The sequence below is a fragment of the Bradyrhizobium sp. HKCCYLRH2060 genome (assembly GCF_051168135.1).
GTDB lineage: Bacteria > Pseudomonadota > Alphaproteobacteria > Rhizobiales > Xanthobacteraceae > Bradyrhizobium.
Window position 1 is genome coordinate 428,138 of the sequence record NZ_JBNPUK010000002.1, and the last position, 14,323, is coordinate 442,460.

Consider the following 14,323-nt stretch of genomic DNA (forward strand, 5'->3'; position numbering starts at 1 on the left):
ATTCCGGGATGCCTGCGAAGCGCGCAGACCCGGAATCTCGATCTGCGAGCTCGGGATTCCGGGTTCACGCTTCCGCCTTCGCTCTACGAGCTTCGGCGGACAAGTCGCGTGCCCCGGAATGACAGGGTTGGATTAGTCGAGGTGGAACTTCGCCAACTGGCGGTGCTCGGCGCGGATGTAGCGCACCGTGCCAGTGACCGAGCGCATCACGACGGTCTCGGTCTCGATGACGCCGTCCTTGCGGAACTTGACGCCGGAGAGCAGCGAGCCGGTGGTGACGCCGGTCGCCGCGAACAGGCAGTCGCCGCGGGCCATGTCCTCGATGCCGTAGATCATCTTGGGATCACCGACGCCCATCTTGTGGGCGCGCTCGCGCTTCTCCTCGGTGTCGAGGATCAGGCGGCACTGCATCTGGCCGCCGATGCAGCGCAGCGCCACCGCGGCCAGCACGCCCTCAGGCGCGCCGCCGGTGCCGAGATACATGTCGACGCCGGTATTGTCCGGGTCGGCGCAGTGGATCACGCCGGCGACGTCGCCGTCGGTGATCAGGCGCACCGCGGCGCCGGTCGAGCGGACGCCCTGGATGATGTCGGCGTGGCGGGGACGGTCGAGCACCAGCACCGTGATCGCGCCGGGCTCGACGCCCTTGGCCTTGGCGAGCCGGCGCACATTGTCGGCCGGCGTCGCGTCGATGTCGACGACGCCCTTGGCGTAGCCGGGGCCGACCGCGATCTTCTGCATGTAGACGTCGGGGGCGTGCAGCAAGGTGCCGCCATCGGCCATCGCCATGGTCGCGATCGCGCCCGGCATGTTCTTGGCGCACAAGGTGGTGCCCTCGAGCGGATCGACCGCGATATCGACCTTGGGACCGGCATTGAGGCCGACCTTCTCGCCGATGTAGAGCATCGGCGCTTCGTCGCGCTCGCCCTCGCCGATCACGACCGTGCCTTCGATCGGCAGCTTGTTGAGCTCGCGGCGCATCGCATCCACGGCCGCCTGGTCGGCCGGCTTCTCCTGGCCGTGGCCGCGCAGCCGCGCCGCCGACACCGCCGCCCGTTCGGTCACGCGCACCAGCTCCAGCGTCAGGATGCGCTCGAGCAGCAATTGTTGCGGGACAGAAATCTGCGTCGACATCGATCAACTCCTCAAGACGTCAAGGCGGACATCCGCCATCAAAATCTACCGCTCGCACGCCGCCCCCCTGGGCGGCATCCGGGTCAGGCGGTCGGCACGAACGGCCGCTCCCCGCCTGTCTACTCTCCCGCTTTGAGCATGAACCTATACCAAACGCCACGCGTTTGTTTGAGCAGGGACAAGCGGTTCCCTGGGCATCATGCGCTAGTTCTTCTCGATCCGGATCACCTGGGGCTTTCCGCTGATGACCTTGTCGCGCTGCACCGCCTGGAGCGCGCGATGCACGGCATCCTCGTGTGTCGCATAGGTGATCAGGATGACCGGCACCGGCGCCGACTTGCCGGCCGTCTTCGCCGGCTCGCTGCCGTTGGGATGGCGCTGCACGATCGATTCGATCGAGATCTTCTGCTCGGCCAGCCGGGTGGCGATGGTGGCGGCGGTGCCGGCATGGTCACGCGCCATCAGGCGGATGTAATAGCCACCCTCGTGCCGCTCCATCGGCGCCTTCTCGGTCGCCTGCAGCTTCTCGACCGGGCGGCCGAACGGCGCGGCGCGGATGCCGCGCGCGACATCGGCGATATCGGCCACGACCGCGGAGGCCGTCGCGGCGCCCCCTGCTCCCGGACCGACCAGCGTGATCGGCGGGATACCGTCGCCGTCGATCGTGACCGCGTTGGTGACGCCCATCACCTGGGCGATCGAGGAGGATTTCGGCACCATCGTCGGATGCACCCGCTGCTCGATGCCCTTGGCGGTCCGCACGGCGACGCCGAGCAGCTTGACGCGGTAGCCGAGCTCGGCCGCCGCCTTCAGGTCCTCCGGGGCGATCGAGGAGATGCCTTCCACATAGATGGATTTCTCCGCCACCTGGGTGCCGAAGGCGAGGCTCGCGAGGATCGCGAGCTTCTGCGCGGTGTCGTGGCCATGAATGTCGAACGACGGATCGGCCTCGGCATAGCCGAGGCGCTGGGCGTCCTTCAGGCACTCGTCGAACGACAGCCCTTCCTGCTCCATCCGGGTCAGGATGTAGTTGCAGGTGCCGTTGAGGATGCCATAGACGCGGCTGATGCCGGTGCCGGCGAGACCCTCGCGCAGGGTCTTGATCACCGGAATGGCGGCGCAGACGGCCGCCTCGAAATTCAGCGCGCCGCCATGCTTCTCGGCCGCCTTGGCGAGCTTCAGACCGTGCTTTGCGATCAGCGCCTTGTTGGCGGTCACCACCGACTTGCCGGCCTTCAGCGCGGTGTCGATCGCCGACAGCGCAGGATCGCCGGCGCCGCCCATCAGCTCGACCAGGCAATCGACCTCCGGATCCGAGGCAAGCGCCAGCGCATCCTTGGCCCAGGTGATGCCGGACAGATCGATGCCGCGCTTCTTGGCCTTCGACCGCGCCGTCACGGCGACAACCTTGACCGGGCGCCCCGTCCGCTCGGTCAGCACGCGCGCCTGACGCTCGATGAGACGAACGACCTCGACACCCACGGTGCCGAGGCCCGCGATGCCCACTCTCAGGGGTGCGACCATGGAATCAAAGAACCTGTCGAAAGGAAAGTACGGGAGGGCTCAGCGCCGGTTGGCGATGGGAACGACGTTGTGCAACGTTTCGATCCCGCTTTCAAGGAAGCGGCGGACACCGCGCGCGGCCTGCCGAATGCGCTGCTCGTTCTCGACCATCGCGATGCGGACATAGCCCTCGCCATGCTCGCCGAAGCCGACGCCCGGCGACACCGCGACGCCGGACTTCTCGACCATGAGCGTCGCGAACTGCATGCTGCCGAGGCTCTTGAACTTCTCCGGCAGCGGCGCCCAGGCGAACATCGAGGCCTCGGGCGACGGGATCTCCCAGCCGGCCCGGCCGAACGACTCGACCAGCGTGTCGCGGCGCTTGCGATAGACGTCGCGCATCTCGCGGATGCAGTCGTCGGGGCCGTTGAGCGCAGCGGTGGCCGCCACCTGGACCGGCGTGAACGCGCCGTAGTCGAGGTACGATTTGACGCGCGCGAGCGCCGCGATGATGCGCTCGTTGCCGACGGCAAAGCCCATGCGCCAGCCGGCCATCGAATAGGTCTTAGACATCGAGGTGAATTCGACGGCGACATCCATCGCGCCGGGCACCTGCAGCACCGATGGCGGCGGGTTCTTGTCGTCGAAATACACCTCGGCATAAGCGAGGTCCGAGAGGATCAGGATCTCGTGCTTCTTCGCGAATGCGACGAGGTCGCGATAGAAGTCGAGGCTCGCGACATAGGCGGTCGGGTTGCTCGGATAGCAGACGATCAGCGCCAGCGGCTTCGGAATGGAATGGATGATCGCGCGCTCGGCCGCCTCGAAGAATTGCGGGGTCGGCTCGGACGGCACCGAGCGGATCACGCCGCCCGCCATCAGGAAACCGAAGGCGTGAATCGGATAGCTCGGATTCGGGCAGAGGATGACATCGCCCGGTGCGGTGATCGCCTGCGCGACGTTGGCAAAACCTTCCTTCGAGCCCAAGGTCGCCACGATCTGAGTGTCGGGATTGAGCTTCACCCCGAAACGGCGGTCGTAATAGCCGGCCTGCGCCCGGCGCAGTCCGACGATGCCGCGCGAGGCCGAATAGCGGTCGGTCCGCGGCTTGCCCAGGGTCTCCTTGAGCTTCTCCAGCACGTGCGGCGGCGCCGGCAGATCCGGATTGCCCATGCCGAGATCGATGATGTCGGCCCCGGCATTCCGCGCGGCCGCCTTGGCCCGGTTGACCTGCTCGAACACGTAAGGCGGCAAACGGCGGATGCGGTAAAAATCTTCCATGGGTCTCTCGGCTCCGGCAACCGGGGGCGGATTCGCCAGCAGGGCTGGCGCTGCGGCGGCGTTCGCCATGCCTTGAAACCGGTGCTGGATCAGGAGTTTAGCACGGGCTCGCGGCTTGGCTGGCAACGACACGCGGAGGTGTTGATTCCGGTTGTTTTATCATGGCCGCCGCGCCGCGCCAGACAATTACGCCGCGCCACGCGGCCGATCGCCCAGCCTTTGTCCCGGGCCGGTCATTTGGGCCTGACGCTGGTCCCCGCCGAAGCCTGGCGGTCGCGCGCCGCGAGCAGCTCCTTTTCGATCTTGTCGCGCTCCTGCGGCGAGATGATCGGCGCATCGCGGTCGCGCGGCACGTCGTTGACGGGCAGATACCCACCCGGCTCCTTGGGTCGGGCGACGGCATCCGCGTCGAGCGAAGGCATGTCCGCGATTGGACTGGAGCACCCGGCAAGCGCGAGCGCGCCGAACACGACGAGCCCCGCAACAAGGGCGCGCCGTCCCGACCTCCAACCTCGCCCCTGCGTCCCCACGCGCACGTCCCTCAGCCCCCAACTTCCAGTCGACGGTCCCCGGCCCGACCGCAGCGCGGCGCATTTTGCCGCAGCACAACCAATTGTCACTCGAAACGTGACCGGCTTGAACAGGAATTTCATCCAGCTACGTGATCATGATGTCGGAAGCGAGAGATTTTTTCGCAGCGCAACAATCAGAAATCGAATTTGCCGCAAACTCGCGGATTATTGATCTCGCGCGGTGACGAAACGATCCCGACGCGATAGTGTGATCGAGCCATGACCGACGTTCAGAACAGCAGCAATCCAGAAAAAACATTCGATGCGGAAGCGTTCGCGATGAACATCGCGAAGGCCATGGAAAGCAGCGGCAAGGCGCTGTCCGCCTATCTGAAGCCGCGCGAGACCGGCGAGGTTCAGGACCGGCCACCGACCGAATTAACCGAGGTCGTCAAATCCTTCACCGCGGTCGCCGACTACTGGCTGTCGGACAAGGATCGCGCCAGCGACGTCCAGACCAAGATCGCCAAGGGCTATCTCGATTTGTGGGGCTCGGCCGCGCGCCGTCTCGCCGGCGAAGACGCGCCCCCGGCCATTTCGCCCTCGCCGCGCGACAAGCGCTTCGCCGATCCGGAATGGAAGTCGAACCAGTTCTTCGATTTCGTGATGCAGGCCTATCTGCTGACGACGCAATGGGCGCAGGACCTCGTCCACAATGCCGAAGGCCTCGATCCGCACACGCGCAAGAAGGCCGAGTTCTACGTCAACCAGATCACCAATGCGCTGGCGCCCTCGAATTTCGTTCTGACCAATCCTGAGGTGCTGCGGCAGACGGTGGCGTCGAGCGGCGATAACCTGGTGCGTGGCATGCAGATGCTCGCGGAGGACATCGAGGCCGGCAAGGGCTCGCTCAAGATTCGCCAGTCCGACCCGGCCAATCTCGAGGTCGGCGTCAACATGGCGACGACGCCGGGCAAGGTCATCTTCCAGAACGACATGATGCAACTGATCCAGTACGCGCCGTCGACGGAGAACGTGCTGCGCACGCCGCTGCTGATCGTGCCGCCCTGGATCAACAAGTTCTACATCCTCGATCTGCGCCCCGCGAAATCCTTCATCAAATGGTGCGTCGATCAGGGCCTCACGGTGTTCGTGATCTCCTGGGTCAATCCCGACAAGAAGCTCGGGACCAAGACCTGGGAGGACTACATGAAGGAAGGTCCGCTCACCGCGATGGACGTCATCGAGAAGGTGACGGGCGAGATGAAGGTGCACACGATGGGCTATTGCGTCGGCGGCACCATGCTGGCGACGACGCTGGCCTGGCTCGCCGACAAGCGCCGCCAGCGCGTGACCTCCGCGACCTTCCTGGCCGCACAGGTCGACTTCACCCATGCCGGCGATCTCCTGGTGTTCGTCGACGAGACCCAGATCTCGGCGCTGGAACGCGACATGCAGGCCTCGGGCGTGCTCGAAGGCAGCAAGATGGCGATGGCCTTCAACATGCTGCGCTCGAACGACCTGATCTGGTCCTACGTCGTCAACAATTACCTGAAGGGCCAGGCGCCGCAGGCGTTCGACCTGCTGCATTGGAATTCGGACGCCACGCGGATGTCGGCGGCGAACCATTCCTACTATCTGCGCAACTGCTATCTGGAGAACCGGCTGACGCAGGGCACTATGGTGCTCGACAACACGCTGCTCGACCTCTCCAAGGTGAAGGTGCCGGTCTACAATCTCGCCACCCGCGAGGACCACATCGCGCCGGCCGACTCCGTGCTGTACGGCTCGCAATTCTTCGGCGGTCCGGTGAAGTACGTGCTGTCTGGCTCGGGCCACATCGCCGGCGTCGTCAACCCGCCCTCCTCCGGCAAGTATCAGTACTGGACCAATGACCAGATCCACGACATCTCGCTGAAGGACTGGATGAAGGGCGCGCAGGAGCACAAGGGCTCGTGGTGGCCGGACTGGCGCGAATGGCTGAGCCAGCTGGATCCGGAAGAAGTTCCCGCACGCGACGTCGGCAGCGAGGCCTATCCACCGCTAGAGGATGCGCCGGGCTCCTATGTCCGCGTCCGCGCATAGCGTGATCCGCCGCGATTGACTATAACCGCTCCGTCCCGCCGGGACGGGACGGGAATCAGTTGAGGGGATCTCGATGACGCGCGAACTGTTCTGGCTGACGCTCACGGTCATTCTGACCGGCCTGCTGTGGGTTCCCTACATCCTGAACCGCTGCCAGGTCCGCGGCCTCACGGGCGCCATGGCCAATCCCTCCCGCAACGACAAGCCGCACGCACCGTGGGCCACGCGGCTGATGTTCGCGCACGACAATGCGGTCGAGAACCTCGTGATCTTCGCGCCGCTGGTGCTGATCCTCAATGCGATCGACTACTCGACCAAATGGACCGTGCTCGCCTGCGCCGTCTATTTCTGGTCGCGCGTCGCTCACGTCATCGTCTACGCGATCGGCCTGCCGGTGTTCCGGACGCTGGCGTTCGTGGTCGGCTTCGCGGCACAGGCTGTGCTCGCGGTCGCGATCTTCGGCTGGCTCTAGCGATCCGCTAGGGCAGATTGTCCCGCAGGAAGATATCGATGCGGATGCGCTCCTGATCGGGACTGATCGGCTCCCCCGAGCAGTGCGCGAGCAGGACGCGCGCCGCCGAGCGCGCCTCGTGGCCGGGATCCTGGTTGATGATGGCGTCGCACGTGCCGCGGACCAGGAACCTCCTGGTGTGCTGGGTCAGCTCATGCGTGATCCACACCACCTCGCGAGCCCGCCCTGAGGCCTCCAGGGCATCGGCGATGCCGCGATTGCCGGCGCCGCAGCAATAGATGCCGAGCAGATCCGCATGGCGCGCGAGCAGCGCCGCGGTCAGCTCCCGCGTGCGCTCGCTGTCGTCGCGGCCCTCGATCACGGGCAGCGCCCGCAGGTTCGGATATTCGCTGGAGAGGATCTGGTTGAAGCCGAACTGCCGCTCGGCATGATCGCGCAGCGACAGAGATCCCGCGATCACCGCGACCGTTCCCTCGCGACCGCCGAGATAGCGTCCCATCAGGGTGGCGGCGGTTCGCCCCGCGGCCGGATTGTCGATCCCGACATAATGCAGGCGGCGCGAGCTGGGCGCGTCCGAGACCAGGGTCACCACCGCGACACCGCGCGCGGTGAGCTCGTCGATCGCGGCGCGCACTCTGGGGTGATCGAGCGCGATGACCGCAACGCCCTGATAGGCCGGCGACAGGTTCTCCAGCGCACCGGCCAGCACGTCAGGATCGAACACGTCGACGTGGAGGATATCGATGAAGCCGCGCTGGCCGGCCAGCCACTCCGCCGTGCGCTGGACCTGCTCGGTCAGGACGGTCATGAAGCTGTTGCCACCGGTCGGCAGCACGAAGGCAAAGCGGAAGCTCTGGCCGCGCGCGAGCCGTGCCGCGGCGACGTCGGCGCGATAACCCAGCTTGGCAACAGCGGCCTCCACCCGGGCAACGGTCTTGGCACGCACGCCCTCGCGCCGGTTGATGACGCGGTCGACGGTGGCGAGCGACACGCCCGCCGTCCGCGCGACGTCCTCCAGCGTGGCCCGGACCGGCAACGGGTTCGCGTCAGCCGTCACTCGCGCGCCGCCCATAACATGCCGCGGGTCATCAACGTCCGGATCTCCGGCACGTCGAGCTCGTAGGCGCGGTGGCCGAGCGAGGAATAGAACACCCTGCCCGCGCCGTAGCGCTTCTTCCAGACCACCGGCATCACCACCCCCTCGATCCACGGGGCGTGCTCTCCGGTGAAGGTCGTGGTCGCCAACACCTCGTTGGCCGGGTCGACGTGCATGTAATACTGCTCGGAACGGTGCTCGAAACTTGTCAGGCCCTTCATGATGGGATCGTCCGGCCGGGTCAAGTCGACCCGGTAGTCGATGATATTGCCGGGATGGGCGACCCATTGCCCGCCGCACAGGAACTGGTAGTCGACCGAATCGCGGAAGGCATCGCACATGCCGCCATGATGGCCGGCGAGCCCAACGCCGCTGCGCACCGCCGCGCAGAGATTGAGCGCTTCCGCCTTCTCGATCTTGGACATCGTGTAGATCGGGATGATCAGCGACAGATCGTGGATCGCAGGATCTGCGAATGCAGCCGTCGTGGTCTCGATCCGCACCTCGAAGCCTTCCGCCTTGAGCCAGCCGCGGATCATCGAGGCACAGAGATCGGGGTCATGTCCCGGCCAGCCGCCCCACACAATCATTGCCTTGCGCATGTCTCTGTCCTCAGTCGATCTGTCCGGTGTCGCGTCCAACCGGCAACATCGCCGGCCGCTCCACGCGGCTCTCGATCTTGACCCGCCGGCCTTCGTTTGCGGAGGTCTGGAACGCTTCCATGACCTCCAGCACGTGGAACGCGAGCGCGCCGCTGGCGCGATGCGGCCGGTCGTTCAGGATCGCGGTCGCCATGTCAGCGACGCCGATGGAGCGGAACTCGCCGTCGATGTGACCATGCGTCAACGGCATCGTCTGCCAGTCGCCGCCGGTCCTGGCGACCTGGACCTCGCCGCCGAAGCGGTTGGGGTCCGGCACCAGCATGCTGCCCTCGTCGCCATAGATCTCGATGGGGGCGTGCCGGTGCTTCGGGACGTCGAAGCTCATCGTGACCGAGACCACCGCACCGCTTTCGAATTCGAGCGTGCCTGCGACGTGCGTCTGCACCTCGACCGGGATCAGCGTGCCGCTCATCGGCTGGCTGGTGACGAGGCGCTCCGCTCGCGGGCGCGCGGTCGAGCCCATGACGCTCGCCACCGGGCCGAGCAGTTGCACGAGATCGGTGATGTAGTACGGCCCCATGTCGAGCATCGGCCCGCCGCCGCGCAGATAATAGAAGCCCGGCGCGGGATGCCAGCGCTCATGGCCGGGGCAGCCGAAGAAGGCGCTACCGGCCACGGGTGTGCCGATCGCGCCGTCGTCGATCAGCTTGCGTGCGGTCTGGTGTCCGCCGCCCAGGAAGGTGTCGGGCGCGCAGCCGACGCGGAGATTCTTCTGCGCGGCAAGCTCGATCACCTTGCGGGCCTCGGCGACGTCGATGCCCAGCGGCTTCTCGGAATGCACGTGCTTGCCGGCGTTCAGCACGGCGAGACTGACGTCGGTATGGGCGAGCGGCACGGTGAGATTGATGACGATCTCGACGTCATCGCGCTTCAGCAATTGATCGACCCGCATCGCCGGCAGGCCGAAGGCCGCGCCCTGCCGCTCGGCGGCGTCGCTGCGCATGTCGGCGAGCGCCTTGATGTCCAGAACGGGAAAGCGCTGCGCGGCCTTCAGATACGCCGTGCTGATGTTGCCGCAGCCGATGATGCCGATGCCGACTTTTCTCATTGAGGTCTCCGTGAGGTCTCGTTCATCCCTTGACCGCGCCCGATGTCAAGCCGGCAACGATGTGCTTCTGCGCCAGGAGGAAAAGGACGATCGTGGGCAGGATGGTCAGGGTGATGAAGGCGAGGATCAGGTGCCACTCGGAGGAATATTCGCCCTGATAGACCATGATGCCGAGCGGCCAGGGATACAGCGCGTCGGTGTTGAGCATCACGAGCGGCAACAGATAGGCGTTCCAGCTGTTCACGAAAGTGATGGTGCCCACGGTCGCCAGGATCGGGCGCGACAATGGCAGCGTCACATAGCGGAAGAATTTGACGTAGCTGCAGCCGTCGACCAGCGCGGCCTCGAGCAGCTCGTAGGGGATGTCCTTGAAGAAGCGGCGCAGCAGCAGCACGCTCATCGCAAGGCTGAAGGCGACCTGCGGCAGCGCGACGCCGAAATAGGTGTCCAGCAGCCCGAGATCGCGCACCTTGATGAACAGCGGCAACACCGCGGTCGCCGCCGGAAACAGCAGGCCGAGCGTCAGATAGCTCAACAGCATCGAGCTGCCGTAGAATCGGACATGAGCAAAGGTGAAGGCCGCCATCGACGCGACGATGAGAGTCAGGACCACCGTCAGCGTGGAGATGATCAGCGAGTTGCGCAGCAGCTGCCAGTAGCGCCCGGAGAACAGGATGTCGGCATAATTCTGCCACTCCCAGCGCTGCGGCAGGCCAAACGGATTGACGCGCAGTTCCCCGAGCGACTTGAAGCCGCCCAGCAGCGTCGCGAGCAGCGGCACCAGCACGAAGATGGCGACGATCGCGAGGAACACCGCCTTGAACAGCACGGCGGGATCGAACGGCGCTTGGCTCGTCTCGGCACTATTCATCGCGCATGAACCATCGCTTGTAGGTGAAGGCAAATGTCACACAGATCACGAACAGGATGACACCGATGGCGCTGCCATAGCCGACCCGCATGCGGGAGATGCCGTTGTTGTAGAGGAAGCTCACCATCGTGTTCGAGGAGTCGGCGGGGCCACCGCGGGTCAGCGGCATCACGAGATCGAACAGCTGCAGCGAGCCGACGATGGCGAAGAACACCGACAGCCGGATCGTCGGATAGAGCAAGGGGATGACGACATGGCGCAGGCTCTTCGTCCGGGTGGCTCCGTCGATCCGTGCCGCCTCGATCAGGCTCTTGTCGATGCTTTGCAGCGCCGCGATGAACAGCATCATGTGGAAGCCGAAATACTTCCAGACGATCACGATCAGCACCGCCAGCATCGCCGTGTCGGTCGAGGCCAGCAGATGCGGCGGCTCGGCGCCGAAGCTGCGCCAGATCGACGCGACCAGGCCGTAATCGCCGTCATAGACGAAGCTGAAGATCAGCCCGGTCGCGATCTCGGCGAGGATATAGGGCATGAAGAACAGCATGCGCAGCGCGACCGCGCCGCGAAACCGCTCCGCGAGCATCAGGGCCAGTGTCAACGCCAGCGGCAGCTGGACGCAGAGCGAGACCGCAATGATCAGGCCGTTGTTGCGCAGCGCGAGCCAGAAGGCGCGCGTCTCCAGCACGAAGCGGTAGTTGTCGAAGCCGATCCAATGGGTCGGCCGTCCGAATCCGTTCCAGTTGAAGCCGGAGTACCAGGCGGCCTCGCCGATCGGCAGCACCACGAACAGCGTGAACAGCAGCAGCGCCGGCGGCAGGAACAGGACCAGGACGGTGAAGCGGCCGTCCCAGCTCGGGCCGCGCACCGCGCGCGCGGAGAGCGATGCCGGCGACACCATCGCCGGCGAGCCCGCGATCGGCCGCGCCACGTCAGTTGCCCTGCTTCCGCGCCGCCTCGATCGCCTGGGCGGCGTCCTGCGGGGTCATGCTGCCGCCGGCAATCTCCGCGGAGACGTCATTGACGACACGGCCGACGGAGGGACCCAGGCTCTGGTCATAGAAGTTCTGGTGATAGTTCGATTTTGCCAGATTGGACGCGATCAGCTTCATGAAGGAATTGTTGAGGCCGGCGTCGGCGCCCTGCACCACCGGGATGATGAAATTCCCTGCCGCCAGCCGGGTCTGGACGTCCTTGGAGATGAAGTACTTCAGGAAATCGACAGCTTCCTTGGGCGAGCCCTTGGTGACCAGCCAGCCGGTGATGCCGCCGAGCGTATCCGTCGGCGCGCCCTTGCCGCCTTGCACGACCGGAAAATCGAACCAGCAGATCTTGTCTTCGCTGAGGCCCACCTTGTCGGCGGCGAGCGCCCGCTGCAGGTTGTAGACGGAGCTGATCGCGAGCGTCATGGCCGCCTTGCCGTCGCCGAAATAGCCGACGGCCTGCGGATTCTTGAAGCCAAGAAAGCCGTTCTGGAACGGCTGGAGATCGACGAGCTGCTTGAACAGCTCGCCGGACTTGACGAAGGTGTCGCCAGCAAAGCCGCCATTCTCGCCGCGCAACGCCGCGTCGAATGCCGGCTTGCCGCCGATGCGCACCGCCAGATGCGTCCAGTAGAAATGCAGCGGCCATTTGTCGGCGCCGCCGACGACGATCGGGGTCACGCCCGCGGCCTTCAACGCCTTCACGGCCGCCAGCAGATCATCCCAGCTCTTGATGGCAGCCGGATCGACCTTCGCCTTGGCCATCAGCTCCTTGTTGCAGACGAAGCCGACCTGCGACAGCGAGATCGGCAGGCCGTAGACATGGCCGTTGTCGGTGAAGGCCGCGAGCGCTGCCGGCGTCACGCTGTCGCTGTAACCCTTCACCTGGTCGGTGATGTCCTCGAGGACGCCGGCCTCGATCTGCGCCTTCAGCACGCCGCCGGCCCAGCTGTAGATGATGTTCGGCCGGTCCTTGGATTGCAGGATGGTCGGCAGCTTGGCCTTGTAGGCCTCGTTCTCGAGGAACTGCATCTCGATCTTGGTGCCGGGATGCGACGCCTCGTAGGCGCGGGCCACCTCCTCCCAGATCTTCACCTGGGCCGGATTGACCTCGATATGCAGCCATTTCACCGTGGTGTCGGCGCTTGCGGCGGTCGCACCAAGCAGGCATGCGGCAGCGGCGAGTCCCAGCTTCGCGAGCAGTCCCATCGGAATCCTCCCAACCGTCTTCTTTGCTGCGGTAATCCTGTCCTCATTTTCTGAGGTGCGCAACTGAAATTCTGACAGTGAGAACCTCAAGGATGAGGTGTTCGCGTTTGCGATACGTATTGCAGGCGGGAGAGACGGCTAGCTGAGCTGGGAAGGCGGGGACCGACCGGCGCGAGCTGGCGCCGGCTGCGCAAGAGAATATGCCGTGGACCGTATGACGCTCAGGTGCACCGTGCCTTGAAATCGGCGGCGACGAGTTTTGCCATCACGTCCTTGAGGTGGGCCTGGTCGCGCGTCTCGATCACCAGCTCCAGCAGGGTCGCCTTCGCCGGCAGGTCCGAGAAGGTGCGCTGGTGCGAGACCTCGATGATGTTGGCGCCCGCATCCGCAAGCAGGGTGGAGACGGCCGCGAGCTGTCCCGGGCGGTCGACGATGTCGATCGACAACTGCGTCAGCCGCCCCTCACGCGCCAGCTCGCGGGTCAGGACCGAGGCGATCAACCGGGTATCGATGTTGCCGCCGCTCAGCACCAGGCCGACATTGCGTCCGGCAAACTGCGCAGGATGCGCGAGCACGGCGGCGAGACCGACGGCGCCGGCGCCTTCGACCACTGTCTTCTCGATCGAGATCAAGGTCGCCAGTGCACGCTCGATCTGCGGCTCGGTGACCAGCAATATGTCATCGACGAGCTGTCGGATGATCTCGGTCGTGATCCGGCCCGGCGACTTCACCGCGATGCCCTCGGCCAGCGTATCACCGCGCATCGGCAGCTGGCTGTTGCGGACGGCGTTGTACATGGAGGGATAGAGTTCGGCCTGCACGCCGACGATGCGCAGGCCCGGCTTGATGGCGCGCGCCGCGACCGCCATGCCAGAGATCAGCCCGCCGCCCCCGATCGGCACCACGAGCGTATCGAGCTCGGGGACCACCGCGAGCATCTCCAGCGCCACCGTGCCCTGCCCGGCGATGATCAGCGGATCGTCGTACGGGTGGATCATGGTCATGCCCTTGGCCGCACCGTGCTCCCTGGCAAATGCCCCCGCCTCTTCCAGGGTGGCGCCGGAAATCACGACCTCGGCGCCGTGCCGCTTGGTGTTCTCCACCTTCACCATCGGCGTGCCCACCGGCATCACGATGGTCGCGGGAATGCCGAGACGCCGCGCATTGTAGGCGACGCCCTGCGCGTGGTTGCCGGCCGACATCGCGATCACGCCGCGTTCGCGCTGCCCGGCGGACAGCGCATTCAGCCGGTTCAGCGCGCCGCGCTCCTTGAACGAGGAGGTGAACTGCAGGTTCTCGAATTTGAGCCAGACGTTGCAGCCGCAGATCTCGCCGAGCGTCCTGCTCTGGTTGCAGGCCGTCGCGAGCACGGCACCGCCGATGGTTTCCGCGGCGGCGCGCACGTCGTTGACGGTGACGGGCAGCGCGTTCAAATCGGTGGCGGTCATGGGTCTGCCCATTCCTCAG

General features: G+C 65.6%; 13 protein-coding genes. 2 read left to right on the forward strand and 11 right to left on the reverse strand.

Going from position 1 to position 14,323, the window contains the following annotated elements; all coding sequences use genetic code 11:
* Positions 1 to 132: 132 nt before the first annotated feature.
* From glpX to ACQR10_RS05810, 4 genes are all read right to left on the reverse strand, one after another.
* Positions 133 to 1,134, reverse strand: coding sequence for a class II fructose-bisphosphatase (glpX, locus tag ACQR10_RS05795; RefSeq protein ID WP_315712118.1), 1,002 nt, complete (start codon positions 1,132 to 1,134; stop codon positions 133 to 135).
* A gap of 204 nt (positions 1,135 to 1,338) precedes the next feature.
* Positions 1,339 to 2,658 carry a homoserine dehydrogenase gene (locus tag ACQR10_RS05800; protein ID WP_315800108.1) on the reverse strand — a complete coding sequence of 440 codons (1,320 nt, stop codon included), beginning with the start codon at positions 2,656 to 2,658 and terminating at the stop codon, positions 1,339 to 1,341.
* A 39-nt stretch (positions 2,659 to 2,697) separates the two neighbouring features.
* Positions 2,698 to 3,918, reverse strand: coding sequence for an LL-diaminopimelate aminotransferase (locus ACQR10_RS05805; protein ID WP_315800109.1), 1,221 nt, complete (start codon positions 3,916 to 3,918; stop codon positions 2,698 to 2,700).
* Between the two features lie 233 nt (positions 3,919 to 4,151).
* Positions 4,152 to 4,340, reverse strand: a complete 189-nt coding sequence (locus tag ACQR10_RS05810; protein ID WP_316215740.1) for a hypothetical protein — start codon at positions 4,338 to 4,340, stop codon at positions 4,152 to 4,154.
* A 369-nt stretch (positions 4,341 to 4,709) separates the two neighbouring features.
* Here ACQR10_RS05810 and ACQR10_RS05815 point away from each other — a divergent pair, with 369 nt between their 5' ends.
* Together ACQR10_RS05815 and ACQR10_RS05820 are read left to right on the forward strand one after the other, a co-directional pair.
* Positions 4,710 to 6,515, forward strand: a complete 1,806-nt coding sequence (locus ACQR10_RS05815) for a PHA/PHB synthase family protein (RefSeq protein ID WP_316215739.1) — start codon at positions 4,710 to 4,712, stop codon at positions 6,513 to 6,515.
* Between the two features lie 73 nt (positions 6,516 to 6,588).
* Positions 6,589 to 6,987, forward strand: a complete 399-nt coding sequence (locus tag ACQR10_RS05820) for an MAPEG family protein (RefSeq protein ID WP_315800112.1) — start codon at positions 6,589 to 6,591, stop codon at positions 6,985 to 6,987.
* A 7-nt stretch (positions 6,988 to 6,994) separates the two neighbouring features.
* On the opposite strand, the gene ACQR10_RS05825 is transcribed toward ACQR10_RS05820, so the two are convergent.
* From ACQR10_RS05825 to ACQR10_RS05855, 7 genes are all read right to left on the reverse strand, one after another.
* Positions 6,995 to 8,044, reverse strand: coding sequence for a LacI family DNA-binding transcriptional regulator (locus tag ACQR10_RS05825; RefSeq protein WP_315800113.1), 1,050 nt, complete (start codon positions 8,042 to 8,044; stop codon positions 6,995 to 6,997).
* Entirely contained in the window at positions 8,041 to 8,685 is a 645-nt protein-coding gene (locus tag ACQR10_RS05830; protein WP_315712128.1) for a ThuA domain-containing protein, read from the reverse strand. Before ACQR10_RS05830 ends, ACQR10_RS05825 begins: the two co-directional genes overlap by 4 nt.
* A gap of 10 nt (positions 8,686 to 8,695) precedes the next feature.
* Positions 8,696 to 9,793 carry a Gfo/Idh/MocA family protein gene (locus ACQR10_RS05835; protein ID WP_315800114.1) on the reverse strand — a complete coding sequence of 366 codons (1,098 nt, stop codon included), beginning with the start codon at positions 9,791 to 9,793 and terminating at the stop codon, positions 8,696 to 8,698.
* Between the two features lie 22 nt (positions 9,794 to 9,815).
* Positions 9,816 to 10,664, reverse strand: a complete 849-nt coding sequence (locus ACQR10_RS05840) for a carbohydrate ABC transporter permease (protein ID WP_315800115.1) — start codon at positions 10,662 to 10,664, stop codon at positions 9,816 to 9,818.
* Positions 10,657 to 11,595: a carbohydrate ABC transporter permease gene (locus ACQR10_RS05845; RefSeq protein WP_316215738.1), complete on the reverse strand. Its 939-nt coding sequence runs from the start codon at positions 11,593 to 11,595 to the stop codon at positions 10,657 to 10,659. The genes ACQR10_RS05840 and ACQR10_RS05845 overlap by 8 nt, the downstream gene beginning before the upstream one ends.
* Position 11,596: 1 nt before the next feature.
* Positions 11,597 to 12,856, reverse strand: coding sequence for an extracellular solute-binding protein (locus tag ACQR10_RS05850; RefSeq protein WP_315800117.1), 1,260 nt, complete (start codon positions 12,854 to 12,856; stop codon positions 11,597 to 11,599).
* 221 nt (positions 12,857 to 13,077) lie between these two features.
* On the reverse strand, positions 13,078 to 14,304 hold the full coding sequence (locus ACQR10_RS05855) for a threonine ammonia-lyase (protein WP_316215737.1): 1,227 nt from the start codon (positions 14,302 to 14,304) through the stop codon (positions 13,078 to 13,080).
* Between the last annotated feature and the right edge of the window lie 19 nt (positions 14,305 to 14,323).

Bases quoted from the DNA above. Each gene is read 5' to 3' on its own strand.
- ACQR10_RS05850 (WP_315800117.1), bottom strand. From the start codon at position 12,856: ATGGGACTGCTCGCGAAGCTGGGACTCGCCGCTGCCGCATGCCTGCTT.
- ACQR10_RS05805 (WP_315800109.1), bottom strand. From the start codon at position 3,918: ATGGAAGATTTTTACCGCATCCGCCGTTTGCCGCCTTACGTGTTCGAG.
- ACQR10_RS05800 (WP_315800108.1), bottom strand. From the start codon at position 2,658: ATGGTCGCACCCCTGAGAGTGGGCATCGCGGGCCTCGGCACCGTGGGT.
- ACQR10_RS05810 (WP_316215740.1), bottom strand. From the start codon at position 4,340: ATGCCTTCGCTCGACGCGGATGCCGTCGCCCGACCCAAGGAGCCGGGT.
- ACQR10_RS05830 (WP_315712128.1), bottom strand. From the start codon at position 8,685: ATGCGCAAGGCAATGATTGTGTGGGGCGGCTGGCCGGGACATGACCCC.
- ACQR10_RS05820 (WP_315800112.1), top strand. From the start codon at position 6,589: ATGACGCGCGAACTGTTCTGGCTGACGCTCACGGTCATTCTGACCGGC.
- glpX (WP_315712118.1), bottom strand. From the start codon at position 1,134: ATGTCGACGCAGATTTCTGTCCCGCAACAATTGCTGCTCGAGCGCATC.
- ACQR10_RS05855 (WP_316215737.1), bottom strand. From the start codon at position 14,304: ATGACCGCCACCGATTTGAACGCGCTGCCCGTCACCGTCAACGACGTG.
- ACQR10_RS05840 (WP_315800115.1), bottom strand. From the start codon at position 10,664: ATGAATAGTGCCGAGACGAGCCAAGCGCCGTTCGATCCCGCCGTGCTG.
- ACQR10_RS05815 (WP_316215739.1), top strand. From the start codon at position 4,710: ATGACCGACGTTCAGAACAGCAGCAATCCAGAAAAAACATTCGATGCG.
- ACQR10_RS05835 (WP_315800114.1), bottom strand. From the start codon at position 9,793: ATGAGAAAAGTCGGCATCGGCATCATCGGCTGCGGCAACATCAGCACG.